Source organism: Zoogloea sp. JDB1, from assembly GCF_056724025.1.
Genome location: NZ_CM161496.1, coordinates 4164801 through 4184015, shown reverse-complemented (window position 1 = coordinate 4184015; position 19215 = coordinate 4164801). Strand labels below are relative to the sequence as shown.

The window sequence follows — 19215 nt, the reverse complement described above, 5'->3', positions numbered from 1 at the left end:
TTCGCTATTCTAATCGGCGGAGGCCAATTGAGGGTCGGGACGGGAGTGCGCCGATGAATGTGATGCAGAGGTTGGTGCTGGCTGCGATGCTGTGGCTTGTCGGTGGAGTGGGGTGGGCGGCAACGTTGCGGGTAGGGCCCAATGAGTCCATCCACAGTATCGCCGAGGCCGCGCGAGTGGCCAGAGATGGCGACATTGTGGAAATCGTTGCGGCGAACTACGGTGGGGACGCAGCGGTAGCTGTGTGGCCCCAGGCGCGGCTGACGATTCGCGGTGTCGGTGGTCGCCCGGTTCTGGCAGCGGCTGGACGGAGCGCCGAGGGTAAGGGTATCTGGGTTGTTCGTGGTACCGATGTGCTTATCGAGAACATCGTCTTCAGGGGCGCGCGGGTGCCGGACCTCAACGGCTCGGGTATCCGCCACGAGCAGGGGCGGCTGACGGTGCGTAACTGCCTGTTCGATGATAACGAAATGGGCATTCTGACGGCCAACCGGGATTCCCTGGTACTGATCGTCGAGGACTCGGAGTTTTCCCATGGTGTCCTGGCGACGCCCCGTTTGAGTCACTTGCTTTACGCAGGGCGTATCGCTCGGCTGGAGGTCCGTGGCAGCTACTTTCATCACGGATTGATCGGCCATCTGCTAAAGAGCCGGGCACGTTTCAGTCTGATCGAATACAACCGGCTGACCGACGAGAACGGAGGGCGAGCGAGCTATGAACTGGAGTTTCCCAATGGTGGCGTGGCGATAGTGATCGGCAACCTGATTCAGCAGTCGGCGGCCACCGAAAATAAACGCATGATTGCCCTCGGAGCCGAAGGTCTGCCGTATGAGCGGAATAGCGTCGTTCTCTCCAGCAATACCTTGGTGGATGGACTGCCGGCTGGGGGAGAGTTCCTGAAGGTGTGGACACCCGAGCGTGTCGCGGTGAGGACCTTCAACAACTTGTTGGTCCGTACTTGCAATGGATTGAAGTGTGTCGAAAATCAATTGAGAGAGGCGGGCAGCCGTATTCAAGAGGGGCAGTTGCCGTGGCGCGATGCCATCTTCCCCGCCGAGTTCGGGAATCGACTGATCTCCAGGGCAGATACCGATTCTTTTCTGGCTCCTGGTACGTACGGCTTCCAACTGGAGGACGGCCCTGGGCCGGTGGACCCCGGTAGCTTGGAAGGTGTTCCTCTCGTTCCCCGTAGAGAGTACGTGCATCCTGCCCAGCGCCGGGCACTGCCGGATGGCTTGCCAGCCGTGCCCGGGGCGTTCCAGCCTTAGGTGTCGGTCTTGCGCCTTTCCTGGCGGCACTCGTGCAGGACTTCCACCGAGCCGTCTTCGCGGGCGACTTCCATGCGCACTGCGAAGCCCCATAGGCGGGCGACGTGTTTCAGTACTTCGTCCGCGTCGCCACTGAGTGGGCGGCGTTGATAGGCCTGGTGGCGCAACGTCAGTGAGCGGTCGCCGCGCAGGTCCACATTCCAGACCTGCAGGTTGGGTTCGCGGCTGCCCAGGTTGTAGTTGTCGGACAGAATCTCCCGGACCCGGCGATAACCTTCCTCGTCGTGGATCGCGGACACTTTGAGCTTGGACTCCTTGTCGTCGTCCAGGATAGCGAACAGGCGGAAATCACGCATGACCTTGGGCGACAGGAACTGGGCGATGAAGCTCTCGTCCTTGAAGTTGCGCATCGCGAAGTCGAAGGTCTCCCGCCAGTCGCTGCCGGCGATGTCCGGAAACCAGTAGTGGTCCTCGTCGGTGGGGTTTTCGCAGATCCGGCGGATGTCCTGCCACATCGCAAAGCCCAGCGCGTAAGGGTTGAGGCCGTGATACCAGGGTTCGTTGTAGCTGGGTTGATAAACGACGTTGGTGTGGGAGTGCAGGAACTCCAGCATGAAGTTGTCGGCGAGCAGGCCCTCGTCGTACAGCGTGTTGATGAGGGTGTAATGCCAGTAGGTGGCCCAACCTTCGTTCATGACCTGGGTCTGGCGCTGCGGGAAGAAGTATTGTCCAACCTTGCGGACGATGCGCACCACTTCGCGCTGCCAGGGTTCGAGGAGCGGTGCGTTCTTCTCTATGAAATAGAGCAGGTTCTCCTGGGGTTCCGAGGGAAAGCGCCTTTCCTCCACGGCTTGGGTTTTGACGTGGGCCGTTGGTAGCGTCCGCCACAGGTCGTTGACCTGGCTCTGCAGGTATTCGGCGCGTTCCCGCTGGCGGGTCAGTTCCTTATTGAGGGACAGCTTTTCGGGGCGCTTGTAGCGGTCGACCCCGACGTTCATCAGCGCGTGGCAGGAGTCGAGCAGCAGTTCGACCTCCTCCTCGCCGTAGCGCTCCTCACACTCGGTGAGGTAATTGCGGGCAAAGATCAGGTAGTCGATGATCGCGTCGGCATTGGTCCACTGCTTGAAAAGGTAGTTGCCCTTGAAGAAGCTGTTGTGGCCGTAGGCCGCGTGGGCGATCACCAGCGCCTGCATCGTCATGGTGTTTTCTTCCATGAGATACGCGATGCAGGGGTTGGAGTTGATGACGATCTCGTAGGCCAGTCCCATCTGCCCGCGCCGGTAGCTCTTCTCCGTCTGCAGGAAGCTCTTGCCGAAGGACCAGTGGTGGTAATTGACCGGCATGCCTACCGACGAGTAGGCGTCCATCATCTGCTCGGAAGTGATCAGCTCGATCTGGGTGGGATAGGTGTCCAGCCCATAGTTCCTGGCCACACGGTCGATCTCGGCGTGGTAGGCCTCGATCAGTTCGAATGTCCATTCGCCGGGGGCGGGCAGGGGCTGTTTCCGTTTTTGTCTTTTCGCGCTCATACGAGTTTCTTCTTGAAAAGTTCCCGGAACACCGGATAGATGTCCGGCAGGCCCTCGATGTGCTGCATGGCGAAGTTGGCGTGGGTGCCGATCAGTTTTTCGTATTCCCGCCACAGGTTCTGCGGCTCACCCGGGGTGATCTCGATGTAGGCGAAATACTGGACGAAGGGCAGGATGGTGTCGGCGAGCAGTTCGCGACAGTGCGGCGAGTCGTTCTCCCAGTTGTCGCCGTCCGAGGCCTGGGCGCCGTACACATTCCAGGCTCCGTTCAGGTAACGGGCGTGCAGGATGTCCTTCATCATCTCGAGCGCGCTGGAGACGACTGTGCCGCCGGACTCCCGGGAGTGGAAGAAGTCTTCCTCGTTCACTTCCTTGGCGATCGTGTGGTGGCGGATGAACACCACTTCGATGTGCTCGTAGGTGCGCGTCAGGAACAGGTAGAGCAGCATGAAGAAGCGCTTGGCCGTGGCCTTCTTGTCCTCGTCCATCGAGCCGGACACGTCCATGATGCAGAACATCACGGCCTGGGTGGTCGGCTTGGGCACCTTGATCCGGTTGTTGTAGCGCAGGTCGAAGGTGTCGATGAAGGGGATGGCCTCGATCTTGGCGCGCAGGATACCGATCTCCTCCTTCAGCTTGAGGACTTCCAGATCATCCTCCGGGCGTGTCTCGAGCAGTTCGTCGAGTTGCTGTTGAAGCTCCCGCAACTGGCCGCGATAGGGAGAGCCAAGGGCCAGCCGGCGACCCAGGGCACCGCGCAGGGAGCGGACCACGTTGATGTTGGCCGGCGTGCCGTCGTTGGTGAAGCCGGCGCGCTGGCTCTTGTACTCATGGATGCGGGCAAGCTGGGTCTTGACTAGGTTGGGCAAGGCCAGGTCGTCGAAAAAGACGTCGAGAAATTCCTCGCGCGACAGATTGAAGACGAAATCATCCTCGCCTTCGCCGTCCTTGCTGGCCTTGCCCTTGCCGGTTCCGCCTCCGCCACCACCTTGCGGCCGGTTGATCTGGTCGCCCGATGAGAACTGGTCGTTGCCGGTGAAGACGTTTTCCCAGATGCCGCCGCGGCCATGATGGAATTGTGGCTCAGACAGGTCCTTTGACGGAATGGTGACACTCTCGCCGTTGTCCAGATCCTTGATGGAGCGGCCGGATATTGCGTCGGCCACAGCTTCGCGGATCTGGTTCTTGAAGCGGCGCATGAATCGCTGCCGGTTTACAGCACTCTTGTTTTTGCTGTCGAACCGGCGGTCGATGATACGAACCATTCGAGCCTCCCGAATTGTTGGCGTTCACCGTCGGCCGCCCGGTTGGGCGCCGACGAGCGGACGATCAAGACGACTTGCGGACGCGCAAATACCATTCGCACAGCAAGCGTACCTGCTTCTCGGTGTAGCCCTTTTCGATCATGCGATTGACGAAGTTCTGGTGCTTCTTCTGTTCGTCCCCGCTGGCCTTGGCATTGAAGCTGATGACTGGCAGCAGGTCCTCGGTGTTGGAGAACATCTTCTTTTCGATGACGGCGCGCAGCTTCTCGTAGCTGGTCCAACTGGGGTTCTTGCCGCTGTTCTTGGCACGCGCCCGCAGCACGAAGTTGACTACCTCGTTGCGGAAGTCCTTCGGGTTGCTGATGCCTGCCGGTTTCTCGATCTTCTCGAGCTCGTCGTTGAGCGCGTTGCGGTCGAGGATCTCGCCGGTGTTCTGGTCCCGGTATTCCTGATCCTGGATCCAGAAGTCGGCGTAGGTGACGTAGCGGTCGAAGATGTTCTGGCCGTACTCGCTGTAGCTCTCCAGGTAGGCGGTCTGGATCTCCTTGCCGATGAACTCGGCGTAGCGGGGGGCAAGGAACTCCTTGATGAAGGCCAGGTAGCGGGCTTCGTTCTCCGGCGGGTACTGTTCCTGGGCGATCTGCTGTTCCAGCACGTACATCAGGTGTACCGGATTGGCCGCCACTTCCCGGTGGTCGAAGTTGAAGACCTTGGACAGCACCTTGAACGCGAAGCGGGTGGACAGGCCGTTCATGCCTTCGTCCACGCCCGCGTAGTCGCGGTATTCCTGGTAGCTCTTGGCCTTGGGATCGGTGTCCTTCAGGTTCTCGCCGTCGTAGACACGCATCTTGGAGAAGATGCTCGAGTTCTCGGGTTCCTTGAGCCGCGACAGCACCGCGAACTGGGCCATCATCTTGAGGGTGTCCGGGGCGCAGGGGGCGTTGGACAGGGAGCTGTGGGCCAGCAGCTTGTCGTAGATGCGGATCTCGTCGGAAATCCGCAGGCAGTACGGCACCTTCACGGTGTAGATGCGGTCGAGGAAGGCCTCGTTGTTGCGGTTGTTGCGGAAGGCCATCCACTCGGACTCGTTGGAGTGGGCCATCACGATGCCATCGAAGGGGATTGCGCCGAAGCCTTCGGTGCCCTTGTAGTTGCCTTCCTGGGTCGCGGTAAGCAGCGGGTGCAGCACCTTGATCGGCGCCTTGAACATTTCGACGAATTCGAGCAGGCCCCGGTTGGCCAGGCACAGGCCGCCGGAGTAGGAGTAGGCGTCCGGATCGTCCTGGGAGTACTGCTCAAGCTTGCGGATGTCGATCTTGCCGACGAGGGACGAGATGTCCTGGTTGTTCTCGTCGCCCGGTTCGGTCTTGGCAACCGCGATCTGGCGCAGCACCGAGGGACGCAGCTTGACGACGCGGAACTTGGTGATGTCGCCGTTGAACTCGTGCAGGCGCTTGACCGCCCACGGGCTCATGATGGTGTTGAGGTAGCGGCGCGGAATCCCGTAGTCGTCCTCCAGGATCGCCCCATCCTCGACCGAGCTGAACAGGCCCAGCGGCGATTCGTGCACCGGCGAACCCTTGATTGCGTAAAACGGGATCTTTTCCACCAGGCTCTTCAGCTTCTCGGCCAGGGAGCTCTTGCCACCGCCGACGGGGCCGAGGAGGTAGAGGATCTGTTTCTTTTCCTCCAGTCCCTGCGCCGCATGTCGGAAATACGACACGATGTTCTCTATCGATTCCTCCATTCCGTAGAAGTCACGGAAGGCGGGATAGATCTTGATCATCTTGTTGGAAAAGATGCGCGACAGGCGTGGATCGAGCCGGGTGTCGACGAGCTCCGGTTGGCCGATGGCCTGCAGCATGCGCTCGGCGGACGTCGCGTAGGCCACGGGTTCGGATTTGCACAGTTCCAGGTATTCCTGGACCGACATTTCCTCTTCCTTGGCGGACTCGAAGCGGGCCTGGAAGCTGGTAAAGATACTCATCTAAGGTCTCCTGGGGCACGGACCCGGACCGGGGCGCCGGGGTCGCCATGTATGTACGGGACATACGGTTGATGACGCAGATACTTGAGCACCTCGTGAAGCTAGTCGCACTTGCCGTGGAGGCTGACGGACACGGCCATTTCATTCCATGTGATAGCAGAAAGATAAATGGAGTTCCGCATTGCGTGGGGCAGTTTTTCACATCTGTCGCCCTAAAGCCAAGCACTGGCGCGGGGGCTGCGGATGGAGCAAAGGCCTGTGTTAGACTAAAGGTTTTTCCGACGACTCTGTCCGGCAGGAAGAGATAAGCGGCACATGTTTTGCTAAGTGTTGCCTGTCCTGCTTGCGGAGCGTTTTTGTCAAGAACGATCAGGGAATTATCTTTTCATGAGCAACCAGGTTACCGTGAGCGCGCTCGAGCGCCGTATCGACATGTCCGTCCCGCTGTCCGAAATCGACAAGGATGTCGAGGCGCGTCTGAAGCAGATGGCTCGTACCGTCAAGATGCCGGGCTTCCGTCCGGGCAAGGTGCCGTACCGTCTGGTCGCCCAGTCCTATGGCCCGCAGGCCCGCTCCGAGGCCATCGGCGCTGCCGTCGAAAAGGCCCTTGGCGAACAGATCCGCGCCCAGAGCCTGCGCGTGGCCGGCTATCCGAGCATCGAGCCGAAGGAGTCCACCGCGACCGACGTGCTGGAATTCAGCGCCGTTTTCGAGGTCTACCCGGAAGTCGTGATCAGTGACGTGAGCGGCCAGGAAGTCGAACGTCCCCAACTGGCGGTCGGCGACGCCGAAGTGGACAAGACTCTGGACGTGCTGCGCAAGCAGCGCACCACTTTCGTGCCCGTCGAGCGTGTTGCCCAGGACGGCGACCGCGTGACGGTGGACTTCACTGGCCGCAAGGACGGTGTGGAGTTCGACGGCGGTAAGGCGACCGATTTCCCGTTCGTGATCGGCGGCGGCCAGATGCTCAAGGATTTCGAAACCGCTGTACTGGGTCTGAACGTCGGCGAGAGCAAAACTTTCGACATGACCTTCCCGGCCGATTACCACGCTGCCCATCTGGCTGGTCAGACCGTGCAGTTCGAAGTCGCGCTGAAGAAGGTCGAAGAGCCCCAGTTGCCCGAAGTCGATGCCGAATTCGCCAAGACCCTGGGCATCGTCGACGGTGATGTGACCAAGATGCGCGAAGAAGTGAAGGCCAACCTCGAGCGCGAAGTGAAGCGCCGCGTGCAGGCCAAGCTCAAGGAGCGTGTGATGAACGTGCTGATCGACACCCACCCGATCGAAGTGCCGAAGGCGCTGGTCGAGCAGGAGTCCCAGCAACTGGCTGAAAATGCCAAGAAGGATTTCGAAGCCCGCGGCATGAAGACCAAGGATCTGCCGATCGAGCCCGCCTGGTTCGCCGAGCAGGCCGTGCGTCGCGTCAAGCTGGGCCTGATCATGTCCGAGCTGGTCAAGAGCAAGGAATTGCACGCCAAGCCCGAGCAGATCCGTGCCGTGATCGAAGATTTTGCAGCAAGCTACGAAGACCCGACTGAGGTCGTGAGCTGGTACTACTCGCAGCCCCAGCGCCTGGCCCAGGCCGAGGCTCTGGTGATCGAGGACAATGTGGTCGAATGGGTCGTCAGCAATGCCAAGACGACCGATGTCGCCACTTCTTTTGACGACTTGATGGGTAATGCGGCTTAATTCCGCGGAAGGCAACGGCAAATGAATCCCTTTACACCCCCGAATTCTCGTACTGACTGGGACCCGGTCGGCCTCGGCCTGATCCCGATGGTTGTCGAACAGAGCGGTCGCGGCGAGCGCTCGTACGACATCTACTCGCGTCTTCTCAAGGAGCGGGTGGTGTTTCTGGTTGGTCCGGTCAATGATGTAACGGCCAACCTGATCGTTGCCCAGCTGTTGTTCCTTGAGTCGGAAAACCCGGACAAGGACATCTTCTTCTACATCAATTCCCCCGGCGGTTCGGTCACTGCAGGGATGGCGATCTACGACACCATGCAGTTCATCAAGCCCAATGTCAGCACGCTGTGCATCGGGCAGGCTGCGAGCATGGGTGCCTTCCTGCTGGCGGCTGGCGAGAAGGGCAAGCGTTTCTCGCTGCCCAACTCGCGGATCATGATTCACCAGCCGTTGGGCGGTTTCCAGGGGCAGGCGTCGGACATCGAGATCCATGCCCGCGAAATCCTGTCCCTGCGTGCCAAGCTCAACGACATGCTGGCCAAGCACACCGGCCAGGCCGTCGAGCAGATCGAACGCGATACCGACCGGGACAATTTCATGTCTTCGGAAGAAGCCGTCCGCTACGGCCTGGTGGACAAAGTCCTGACCAGCCGCAACGACGTGGTTTGATGGTCTTCTAGCTTCAAGTACAGAGAGAAAGGGCAGTAATGGCGGACAAGAAAACAAGCGGTGAAAAGCTCTTGTATTGCTCGTTCTGCGGCAAGAGCCAACACGAGGTCCGCAAGCTGATCGCGGGTCCGTCCGTGTTCATCTGCGATGAGTGCATCGAGCTCTGCAACGACATCATTCGCGATGAGATTACTGCAGACACCGGGGGTGCCAAGGGTGTCAAGGGTGAGTTGCCGTCTCCGAAGGAGATCAGCGCGATCCTCGACCAGTATGTGATCGGCCAGGCTTCGGCGAAGCGCATCCTCTCCGTGGCGGTGTACAACCACTACAAGCGGCTGCGCCACCTGTCGAAGACCCATGACGAAGTCGAGCTGTCGAAGAGCAACATCCTGCTGGTCGGCCCGACGGGCTCCGGCAAGACCCTGCTCGCCCAGACCCTGGCACGCCTTCTCAATGTGCCCTTCGTGATGGCGGATGCGACGACTCTCACCGAAGCCGGTTATGTCGGTGAGGACGTCGAGAACATCATCCAGAAGCTGCTTCAGAAATGCGACTACGAAGTGGACAAGGCCCAGCAGGGCATCGTCTACATCGACGAGATCGACAAGATCTCGCGCAAATCCGACAACCCGTCGATCACCCGCGACGTGTCCGGTGAAGGCGTGCAGCAGGCCCTGCTGAAGCTCATCGAAGGCACCATCGCGTCGGTTCCGCCGCAGGGCGGCCGCAAGCATCCGAACCAGGATTTCGTGCAGGTGGATACCACCAACATCCTGTTCGTCTGCGGCGGAGCCTTCGACGGCCTCGACAAGGTGATCCGCAACCGTACCGAGAAGGTCGGCATCGGTTTCGGCGCGGAAGTGAAGAGCAGCGAGAACAAGGATCTGTCCGAGTCCCTGCGTGAAGTGGAACCCGGCGATCTGATCAAGTTCGGTCTCATCCCCGAACTGATCGGTCGTCTGCCGGTGGTCGCGACACTGCAGGAGCTGGACGAAGATGCGCTGATCCAGATCCTCATCGAACCGAAGAACGCGCTGATCAAGCAGTATCAGAAACTCTTTTCGATGGAAGGCGTCGAACTCGAAGTGCGTCCAGCTGCCCTGCAGGCGATTGCCCGCAAGGCGCTGAAGCGTAAGACGGGTGCCCGCGGCCTGCGCTCGATTCTCGAAGCCACGCTGCTGGACACGATGTACGAACTGCCTTCCATGGAAAATGTTTCCAAGGTCGTGATCGACGAAGGCATGATCGATGGCAGCGCCAAACCGATCCTGATGTACGCCGATCAACCCAAGGTCTCCGGCTCCAACTGACATCAAGCAGAAGTTTTTCGCAGGACTGCTTGAATTGATGTCGCTAGGGCCCCATATGGGGCCTTAGTGCCTTTAAAGGAATAATCATGTCGAGCACGCTTGACCTCCCCGAAGAACAGATCGAACTCCCGCTGCTGCCGCTGCGCGACGTAGTGGTGTTTCCCCACATGGTGATCCCGCTGTTCGTGGGGCGCCCAAAATCCATCAAGGCGCTCGAGAACGCCATGGAGGCCGGCAAGAGCATCCTGCTGGTGGCTCAGAAGTCCGCTGCGAAGGACGAGCCGTCGGCGGAAGACCTCTACGATCTCGGTTGTATCGCCAACATCCTGCAGATGCTCAAGCTGCCCGACGGTACCGTGAAGGTGCTGGTGGAAGGCGTGCAGCGTGCCCGCGTGGTATCCGTCGAAGACCTGCGCACCCTGTTTGTTGCCAAGGCCCAGCCGATGCCGCTGGCCGATGTGCCGAACAATGAAGTCGAGGCGATGCGCCGGGCGATCATCAGCCAGTTCGACCAGTACGTTAAGCTCAACAAGAAGATTCCGCCGGAAATCCTCAGCTCCCTGTCGGGCATCGAGGAGCCGGGTCGGCTCGCCGACACCATCGCCGCGCATCTGCCGCTGAAGCTCGAGCAGAAGCAGGAAATCCTCGAGATGTTCGATGCCGGTCAGCGTCTCGAACGTCTCCTCAACCAGCTCGAGACCGAGCTGGACATCCTCCAGGTCGAAAAGCGCATCCGTGGCCGCGTCAAGCGCCAGATGGAGAAGAGCCAGCGCGAGTACTACCTCAACGAACAGGTCAAGGCCATCCAGAAGGAGCTCGGCGAGGGCGAGGACGGCGCCGATCTCGAGGAGATGGAGAAGAAGATCAAGGCTTCCGGCATGACCAAGGAAGCCACCGCCAAGGCCCAGGCCGAACTCAAGAAGCTGCGCCTGATGTCGCCGATGTCCGCCGAGGCGACTGTGGTCCGCAACTACATCGAGACCCTCGTTGGCCTGCCGTGGAAGAAGAAGTCGCGTATCAGCAAGGATCTGGCCGAGGCCGAGAAGGTTCTCGATACCGAGCACTACGGCCTTGAGAAGGTCAAGGAACGCATCCTGGAATATCTTGCCGTGCAGCAACGTGTCGACAAGCTGAAGGCGCCGATCCTGTGCCTCGTCGGCCCCCCGGGCGTCGGCAAGACCTCCCTTGGCCAGTCGGTGGCCCGTGCGACCAACCGCAAGTTCGTGCGTATGAGCCTTGGCGGCGTCCGTGACGAGGCCGAGATCCGTGGCCACCGCCGGACCTATATCGGCTCCATGCCGGGCAAGATCCTGCAGAACATGTCCAAGGTTGCGGTGCGCAACCCGCTGTTCCTGCTCGACGAAGTGGACAAGATGGGCCAGGATTTCCGTGGCGACCCGTCCTCGGCGCTGCTGGAAGTGCTCGATCCGGAACAGAACTCGACCTTCGTGGACCACTACATCGAAGTGGAGTACGACCTGTCGGACGTGATGTTCGTGGCCACCGCCAACACCCTCAACATCCCGGCGCCGCTGCTCGACCGGATGGAGGTGATCCGTCTGTCCGGCTACACCGAAGACGAGAAGGTGAACATCGCCCAGCGCTACCTTGTTCCGAAGCAGATGAAGAACAACGGGATCAAGCGCGAGGAACTGTCGGTCACCGAAGACGCGATCCGCGACATCGTCCGCTTCTACACCCGCGAGGCAGGTGTGCGCGGTCTCGAGCGCGAAGTGTCCAAGGTCTGCCGCAAGGTCGTAAAGGCGCTGGTCCTCGGCAAGCGCAAGGCCAAGGTGATCGTCAATGCCAAGACCCTCGACAAGTACCTGGGCGTGCGCAAGTACTCCTACGGCGTTGCCGAGAAGGAGAACCAGGTTGGCCAGGTTACCGGTCTCGCCTGGACCGAAGTGGGTGGCGAACTGCTGACCGTCGAAGCGGTGGCACTGCCGGGCAAGGGCAAGATCATGACCACCGGCAAGCTCGGCGAGGTCATGCAGGAGTCTATCCAGGCGGCGTTGTCGGTTGTGCGTCGGCGCTCCAAGTCCCTGGGCATCCAGGAGGATTTCTATCAGAAGTCCGACATCCACATCCACCTGCCGGAAGGCGCGATTCCGAAGGACGGTCCGTCGGCGGGTATCGCCATCAGCACCGGTCTGGTGTCCGTGCTGACCGGCATTCCGGTGCGTTGTGATGTGGCGATGACTGGCGAAATCACGCTGCGTGGCGAAGTCCTGCCCATCGGCGGCCTGAAGGAAAAGCTGCTGGCTGCCGTTCGCGGTGGTATCCGTACGGCGCTGATCCCCGAGGAGAACGTCAAGGACCTCACCGACATTCCGGACAACGTGAAGAACGCGCTGGAAATCATCCCGGTGAAGTGGATCGACCAAGTGCTCGAGCACGCACTTGAGCGCAAGCCCGAGCCGCTGCCGGATGTGCCGGCTGCCGAGGTGGCAGTTGCCGCTCCGGCGGAAACCCCGGACAACGGTGGGGTGGTGAAGCACTGATTGGCTTGTCCATTTCCTGCATCAGTCCGTCGGGTTGATGCAGGTGCTTGGCAAAAAAAGACCTCGGGTGGCTTGCCGTCGCTCGAGGTCTTTTGCTTTTTGCCGTTTTTTTCCACTGTGTTTCCAACGGCGGCCCGAAGCGTGAAGGCTTCAGGCCGCCGCCCTTCAGGTCTCGAGTCCCCGTGCCAACCGCCATTGCTTGACCAGCGCGTAGATGGCCGGAATCACGGCGAGGGTCAGGACGGTGGAGGAGAGCATGCCGCCGACCATCGGTGCGGCAATGCGGCTCATCACCTCGGAGCCTGTACCGGTGCTCCACATGATCGGCAACAGACCGGCCATGATCGCCACGACCGTCATCATCTTCGGGCGGACACGCTCGACGGCGCCTTCCATCACCGCTTCGTACAGGTCGCCGACGTGGGGTGCCCGGCCCTCCTCGCGACAGCGCGCCTTGAGCCCTTCCCAGGCGTGGTCCAGGTAGATCAGCATCACCACGCCGGTTTCCGCCGCCACGCCGGCCAGCGCGATGAAGCCGACGGCCACCGCGACGGACAGGTTGTAGCCGAGCAGCCACATCAGCCACACGCCGCCGACCAGCGCGAAGGGCACCGACAGCATGACGATCAGGGTCTCGGTGATGCGCCGGAAGTTGAGGTAGAGCAGTAGGAAGATGGTCAGCAGCGTGATCGGGATGACGATCTTCATCTTCTCGACAGCCCGCTCCATGTACTCGAATTGCCCGCTCCAGCTCACGTAATAGCCCGGCGGAAACTTGACCTGATCGGCGACGGCCTTCTTGGCGTCGGCCACGTAGCCGCCGATGTCCCGGTCGCGAATGTCCACGTAGATGTAGGCGGACAGCAGCGCGTTCTCGGTGCGGATGCCCGGCGTGCCCTTGGCGATGCCAACACGGGCAAGCTGCCCGAGCGGCACCATCGCGCCGCCCATCGTCGGCACCAGCACCTGGCTCGCGATCTGCTGGGGATCGGAACGCAGTTCGCGCGGATAGCGCACGGTGACGCCGAAACGCTCGCGGCCCTCGACGGTGGTGGTGACCATCTCGCCGCCGAGCGCGCTGGCGATGACGTCCTGCAGATCGCCGACGGCCAGGCCGTAGCGGGCCAGTTGTTCCCGGTCCGGTTCGACGTCCAGGTAGAACCCGCCGGTGATGCGCTCGGCGAAGGCGCTGGTGGTGCCCGGCACGGTCTTCACGACGGCCTCGATCTGCTTGGCGAGCTTCTCCATTTCACCCAGATCCTTGCCGAAGACCTTGATGCCGATCGGCGTGCGGATGCCCGTGGACAACATGTCGGTGCGCGCCTTGATCGGCATCGTCCAGGCATTGGCGACGCCGGGGAACTGCAGGGCCTTGTCGAGCTCGGCGATCAGCTTGTCCGTGCTCATGCCCGGCCGCCATTCGGACTGGGGCTTGAGGTTGATGACGGTTTCGAACATCTCGGGTGGTGCCGGATCGGTGGCGGTGTTGGCGCGGCCGGCCTTGCCGAACACCGACTCTACCTCCGGGAAGCTCTTGATGATCTTGTCCTGGGTCTGCATCAGCTCGGCGGCCTTGGTCATCGACATGCCGGGCAGGGAGGTGGGCATGTAGAGGAGGGTGCCCTCGTTCAGCGTGGGCATGAACTCGGAGCCCAGGCGGGACGCCGGATAGACCGACACGACCAGCGCGAGCACGGCCAGCGCGATGGTCAGCTTCTTCCAGCGCATCACGGCGGCGATGATCGGCCGATATAGCCAGATCAGCGTCCGGTTCACCGGGTTCTTCGCCTCCGGCATGATCCTGCCGCGGATGAACAGCAGCATCAGCACCGGCACCAAAGTCACCGACAGTAGCGCCGCAGCGGCCATCGAGAAGGTCTTGGTGTAGGCCAGCGGCGAGAACAGGCGGCCTTCCTGGCCTTCCAGCGTGAACACCGGTAGGAAGGAGACGGTGATGATCAGTAGCGAGAAGAACAGCGCCGGGCCGACCTCCTTGCAGGCGGCCAGCATCGCCTCGAAGCGCTCGTTGGTGGTGTGGCCTTCCGGCAGGCGCTCCAGGTGCTTGTGGGCGTTCTCGATCATCACGATGGCGGCGTCGATCATCGCGCCGATTGCAATGGCGATGCCGCCCAGGCTCATCAGGTTGGAGTTCATGCCCAACAGGCGCATCGCGATGAAAGCCATCAGCACGCCCACCGGCAGCATCAGGATCGCCACCAGCGCGCTGCGTACGTGGAGCAGGAAGACCACGCAGACCAGCGCGACGATCAGCGACTCCTCGATCAGCGTGCTCTTGAGGGTTTCGATGGCCCGGTGGATCAGCTCGGAGCGGTCGTAGAGCGTCTGCACCGACACGCCCTCCGGAAGGCCGGGCCCGATCTCGGCGATCTTGTCCTTCAGGTTGTGGATGACCTCCAGCGCGTTCTGGCCGTAGCGGGCCATCGCGATGCCGGCCACCACTTCGCCGTCGCCGTTCAGCTCTGTGAGGCCGCGGCGTTCGTCCGGCGCCAACTCAACGCGGGCGATGTCGCGAACCAGCACCGGCGTGCCGCCCTCGGCCTTGACCACCAGCGCGCCGATATCGTCCTTGCCGCGCAAATAGCCCTTGCCGCGCACCATGTACTCGGTCTCGGCCATCTCCACCACGCGGCCGCCCACGTCCCGGTTGGAGTCGCGGATAACCTGGGCGATCTTCATCAGCGGAATGCCATAGGCGCGCAGCTTCACGGGATCGACAGTGACCTGGTAGGTCTGCACGAAGCCGCCGATGGAGGCCACCTCGGCGACGCCGTGAGCCTTGGCTAGTTGGTAGCGCAGATACCAGTCCTGGATTGTGCGCAGCTCGGCGAGGGTCTTCTCCTTGGCGATCAGTGCGTACTGATAAACCCAGCCGACGCCGGTGGCGTCCGGCCCGATCTGCGGTGTCACGCCCTTGGGCATGCGGCCAGCGGCGAAGTTGAGGTATTCGAGGACCCGCGAGCGGGCCCAGTAGATGTCGGTGCCGTCCTCGAAGATCACGTAGACGAAGGACGCGCCGAAGAAGGAGAAGCCGCGCACGACCTTCGACTTGGGCACCGACAGCATGGCCGTGGTGAGCGGGTAGGTGACCTGGTCCTCGACCACCTGCGGGGCCTGGCCGGGGTATTCGGTATAGACGATGACCTGCACGTCGGAGAGGTCGGGCAGGGCGTCGATGGGCGTGCGCAGCACCGCGAAGACGCCGGCGAGCACGATGAGCAGCGTGGCGAGCAGGATCAGGAAGCGGTTGCGCCCCGACCAGTCGATGAGCTTGGCGAGCATTGGGCAGCGTCCTGTCAGTGTCCGGCGTGAGCCTTGGCTGTGGCTGGGGCCGCGCCGGCCGGCTTGACCGCCGTGATCACCCATTCCCCCGGCTGGCGTTCGACGAACTCGAAGCTGACCCGTGCGCCGGGCTTGAGCGCCTGCTGTAGTGCCGGATTGGCCAGCTTGAAGTCCATAGTCATCGCCGGCCACTTGAGGCTGGGCACTGGATCATGGCTGAGGGTGACGGTGTTCTCCTTGAGATCGAGACCGTCCACCGTGCCTTCCGTGTGGTGGCCGACGCTGGTCGGGGTGGCGGCCGGCTTGGCTCCGTGGTCGGCATGGCCGAAGCCGTCCAGGGCCGCTTTCAGGTTGCTCTCGGCGTCGATCAGGAAGTTGGCGGCGACGACGACCTGTTCGCCGGCCTTGATGCCTTGGAGCACTTCGATGTGGTGCTCGCTACGCCCGCCCAGCTTCACCTCCCGCGGCTCGAAACGGCCTTCACCGTGAGCGACGATGACGATCTGACGCGTGCCACTGTCGATGACCGCCGAGTTCGGTACGGTCACGACCTGCTGCCGGCCGCCGACCGGCAGCTCCAGCTGCGCGAACATCGCCGGCTTCAACAGTAGGCCGGGATTGGCGAGTTCCACGCGGACGGGCACGGTCCGGGTCTCGGCGTTGAGGGTCGGATAGACATAGCTCACCTTGCCCTCGAAGACCTTGTCCGGATAGGCATTGATGCGCACCTTGGCCACGCTGCCGCTGCGGACTTGCCCGATGTCCTGCTCGAACACGTCGGCGACCACCCACACCGACGACAGGTCGGCGACCTGGTACAGGGCTTCGCCCGGCATGAAGCGCATGCCTTGCAGGGCTTTCTTTTCGGTGACGATGCCGGCCACCGGCGAGCGGAAGGTGAGCGTGCGCTTGGTTGCGCCCGACTTGGCTAGCGCCCGGATCTGTTCGTCGGAAATGTCCCAGTTGCGCAGACGCAGCAGGCTGGATTCGGCCAGCTGCTTCATGCCGCTCCGGGCCTCGCTGCCCGCGTCCTTGAGGGCTTCGACGCCCTGGGCGGCAATGGCGTATTCGCGCTGGGCGGACACCAGCTCCGGGCTGTAGACCTCGAACAGTGGCTGCCCCTTGGCGACCGGCTGGCCGGTCACGTTCACGTGCAGGTGCTCGACGTAGCCTTCGAACTTGGGCGAGATCGCGAAGCTGCGCCGTTCGTCGATCTCCACGCGACCGGCGGCGCGCACCGTGCGGTCAAGGCTGCGCAGTTCGGCGGCCTCGGTACGTACGCCGAGTTTCTGGACCTTGTCGGTGCTGATCTTCACTGTCCCGGCGGCGGTCGGCGCGTCGTCCGCTTCGCCTTCATAGACCGGGATGTAGTCCATCCCCATCGGGTCCTTCTTGGGCGTCGGCGACGTATCCGGCAGACCCATCGGGTTGCGGTAGTACAGCAGCTTGCGTTCTTTCTTCGCTCCGTCCGTCGGTGCTGCTGCGACCGGGCTGTTGGCCTGTTGAGTGCCGGCCGAGGGGTGTTGCCCGAGCCAGTAGCCGCCACCGGCAGCGAGGGCGACGGCGAGGCCGACGGCAATGCCTGCGCCAGCTTTCATAGGTCTTCTCCGAGAATGCGTTCGATTTCTGCAAGGCGCATCTGTGCTTCGGCCTGGGCCTTGATGCTGCTCTGGCGGGCCTGCTTGATCTGTCGCTGGGCGTCGAGCAGCGTGGCGAAATCCACCTTGCCGTTCTCGTAGCCGGCGAGGGCGGCCTTGAAGCTGAGCTCAGCTTGCGGCAGCAGGCTGGTGGTGGTCAGGGCCTCGGTCTGGCGAGCAGACTCGAGCCCCGAGAGATTCTCCGTCAGCTCGCCGAGCACTTGGTTGGCGGTTGCGTCACGGCGGGCCTGAGCGGCGGACAGCATGGCTTCCGACTCCCTCTCCTGGGCGCGGCGGGAGCCCTGCTGCAGCGGCAGGTTCAGCTCGACCATCAGCTCCCATTCCCGCACGGCGCCCTGGTACTGGATCGGCGAGATGCCCAGCGTGAAGTCCGGGTAACGGTTCTTGTAAGTGAGTTCGCGGTTCTTCTCGGCCGAGCGGATGCGCGCTTCGTCGGCAAAGATCTGCGGGTTGTGCGCCCGCACGCGTTCTTCGAGCGTCGCTGGATCGAGCCGAGCGGCTGCTGGCAGCTGGCGCAGACGTTGGGGCTGCGCCAGCGGCGCAGCGCTGGGTCGAGCCAGCAGCGCATTGAGCCGTGCGTGCAGTTGCCGGTGTTCGTTCTGCAGCGCGATCAACTCACTTTTCATGCCGGTCTGTTCGACCTGGGCACGGATCACGTCCTGCTGGGCGGCCAGGCCACCGGCGTAGCGCACTTGGGCGATCTTCTCGAGGCGCACCATCAGGTCGAGGATCTCGCGGGTCAGCTGCTCGTTGCGGTAAACGTACTGGAGTTGGGAGTAGGCAGTCTTGATGCGGGCGGATAGCTCGGCCCAGGTGCCGCTGGCCCGTCCGCTGGCGCCGCGGGCATCGAGCTCGGCAATCTCCCGCTTGAGGTCGCGTTTGCCCAGCCAGGGCATGTCCTGCATCAGCAGGTAGCGCGTGCTGCCGACCTGGGCCGGCAGCAGGGCCGGATTCTGGTCACCCATGCGGGTGATGTCGCGCAGCTCGGTGCGGAATTTCGGGTCGGGCAGGGCGCCGGCCGGAATCACCCGCTCAGCCGCGGCGTCGGCCTCATGGCGCATGGCCGCGTAGTCCGGATTCCGCTCGCGGGCGTAGGCGAGCAGGGACTCCACATCGGCGCCGATCAGCGCTTCCTGCGCTTGGGTGCTCACGCCGATGGCACACAACAGCACGGCAAGAAGGTTTCTGGCGCGACATGGCATTCGCGTTCTCATTGTTTTCTCCCTGAACATCCCTGGGGCAGGTCCGGCGTGGCTCGCAATCGGGCGATGCCGGACTGCACGTTCATTTGCGCTTCAACTCCACTACGGTCATCGCGCCGTTCACCTGATCCGCCGCGAAGAGGATCTGGTCGCCGGCCTTCAGCTGGTCGAGCCAGGCGGGGTCTTTCACGCGGAACATCATCGTCATCGCCGGCATGCCGTTCGGTAGCGGGCCGTGGGACAGGGTCACGCGCCCGGCGGCCTTGTCCACCTTCTTCACCAGGCCTTCGGTCAGCGTCGCCGGGGCCATGGCGGCGTGGCCGCCGTGGTTGTGGGCGTCGGCCGTTTGAGGCTTGTCGTTGGCCGCGAGGGCCGGTAGGGTTGCTGCGGAAAGAAGGGCCGCGAAGATGATTCCAAAGGACGTTTTCATGATGGCCTGATCCAGATGAACTGAAGGGATGGCTCATTCTGACAAGCCTTCACCGACGGGAAGCTGTCCTGAACGTTACATTTCTGTAATCTTGAGCGGATCAGCGTTGATGCTTGAAGCCGGGCGAATGGGATGGCTTTTATTCTTCCCGTACTGAATGCTTCATCTCCCATCATCCCGCTCTTGGACTAGGCCGATAGGTCAGCGAGGGGGCAGATTGTCGGCCGTAACGTCAACGGCGTCAGCTGCCATACCCGCGCGGGTCAGCGCTGCAAGGATGGTCAAAGCCTTGTTCATTCGTGGGTCCTGTGCGACCCGGCGTCATCACGGGCTCGCCATTGTTGTGCGCCTTGCAAAACTGGTTTGCCGTCACACTTCTGTTTCAAATCGTCGAGTGGGGTTACAGT

The 19215-nt window shown here is 62.1% G+C and carries 12 protein-coding genes; 5 read left to right on the top strand and 7 right to left on the bottom strand.

Annotation, left to right across the window (positions count from 1 at the left end; all coding sequences use genetic code 11):
* Positions 1-53: 53 nt before the first annotated feature.
* A complete protein-coding gene (locus AC1PPK_RS18860) occupies positions 54-1268 on the top strand; it encodes a right-handed parallel beta-helix repeat-containing protein (protein WP_481114555.1) in 1215 nt (404 codons plus the stop codon).
* On the opposite strand, the gene AC1PPK_RS18855 is transcribed toward AC1PPK_RS18860, so the two are convergent.
* From AC1PPK_RS18855 to AC1PPK_RS18845, 3 genes are all read right to left on the bottom strand, one after another.
* On the bottom strand, positions 1265-2797 hold the full coding sequence (locus AC1PPK_RS18855) for a SpoVR family protein (RefSeq protein WP_481114554.1): 1533 nt from the start codon (positions 2795-2797) through the stop codon (positions 1265-1267). The two genes, AC1PPK_RS18860 and AC1PPK_RS18855, sit on opposite strands and share 4 nt — an antisense overlap.
* Positions 2794-4062: a YeaH/YhbH family protein gene (locus AC1PPK_RS18850; protein ID WP_481114553.1), complete on the bottom strand. Its 1269-nt coding sequence runs from the start codon at positions 4060-4062 to the stop codon at positions 2794-2796. Before AC1PPK_RS18850 ends, AC1PPK_RS18855 begins: the two co-directional genes overlap by 4 nt.
* Before the next feature lie 64 nt (positions 4063-4126).
* Complete coding sequence (locus AC1PPK_RS18845) at positions 4127-6049, bottom strand: PrkA family serine protein kinase (RefSeq protein WP_481114552.1); 1923 nt, start codon at positions 6047-6049, stop codon at positions 4127-4129.
* Between the two features lie 387 nt (positions 6050-6436).
* Between AC1PPK_RS18845 and tig the strand changes: the two genes are divergently transcribed.
* From tig to lon, 4 genes are all read left to right on the top strand, one after another.
* Positions 6437-7738 carry a trigger factor gene (gene tig / locus AC1PPK_RS18840; protein WP_481114551.1) on the top strand — a complete coding sequence of 434 codons (1302 nt, stop codon included), beginning with the start codon at positions 6437-6439 and terminating at the stop codon, positions 7736-7738.
* A gap of 21 nt (positions 7739-7759) precedes the next feature.
* The gene (gene clpP / locus AC1PPK_RS18835; protein ID WP_481114550.1) at positions 7760-8404 is read left to right on the top strand and encodes an ATP-dependent Clp endopeptidase proteolytic subunit ClpP; all 645 of its coding nucleotides are present in this window, start codon (positions 7760-7762) and stop codon (positions 8402-8404) included.
* A gap of 38 nt (positions 8405-8442) precedes the next feature.
* Entirely contained in the window at positions 8443-9714 is a 1272-nt protein-coding gene (gene clpX / locus AC1PPK_RS18830; protein ID WP_481114549.1) for an ATP-dependent Clp protease ATP-binding subunit ClpX, read from the top strand.
* 86 nt (positions 9715-9800) lie between these two features.
* Positions 9801-12218, top strand: a complete 2418-nt coding sequence (gene lon / locus AC1PPK_RS18825) for an endopeptidase La (protein WP_481114548.1) — start codon at positions 9801-9803, stop codon at positions 12216-12218.
* 165 nt (positions 12219-12383) lie between these two features.
* Here the strand turns inward: lon and AC1PPK_RS18820 are convergent, their stop codons facing one another.
* From AC1PPK_RS18820 to AC1PPK_RS18805, 4 genes are all read right to left on the bottom strand, one after another.
* Positions 12384-15518, bottom strand: a complete 3135-nt coding sequence (locus tag AC1PPK_RS18820) for an efflux RND transporter permease subunit (RefSeq protein WP_481114547.1) — start codon at positions 15516-15518, stop codon at positions 12384-12386.
* A 14-nt stretch (positions 15519-15532) separates the two neighbouring features.
* Complete coding sequence (locus AC1PPK_RS18815) at positions 15533-17116, bottom strand: efflux RND transporter periplasmic adaptor subunit (protein ID WP_481114546.1); 1584 nt, start codon at positions 17114-17116, stop codon at positions 15533-15535.
* Entirely contained in the window at positions 17113-18327 is a 1215-nt protein-coding gene (locus tag AC1PPK_RS18810) for a TolC family protein (RefSeq protein ID WP_481114545.1), read from the bottom strand. The genes AC1PPK_RS18815 and AC1PPK_RS18810 overlap by 4 nt, the downstream gene beginning before the upstream one ends.
* 133 nt (positions 18328-18460) lie before the next feature.
* Positions 18461-18808 carry a copper-binding protein gene (locus AC1PPK_RS18805; RefSeq protein ID WP_481114544.1) on the bottom strand — a complete coding sequence of 116 codons (348 nt, stop codon included), beginning with the start codon at positions 18806-18808 and terminating at the stop codon, positions 18461-18463.
* Positions 18809-19215 lie beyond the last annotated feature (407 nt).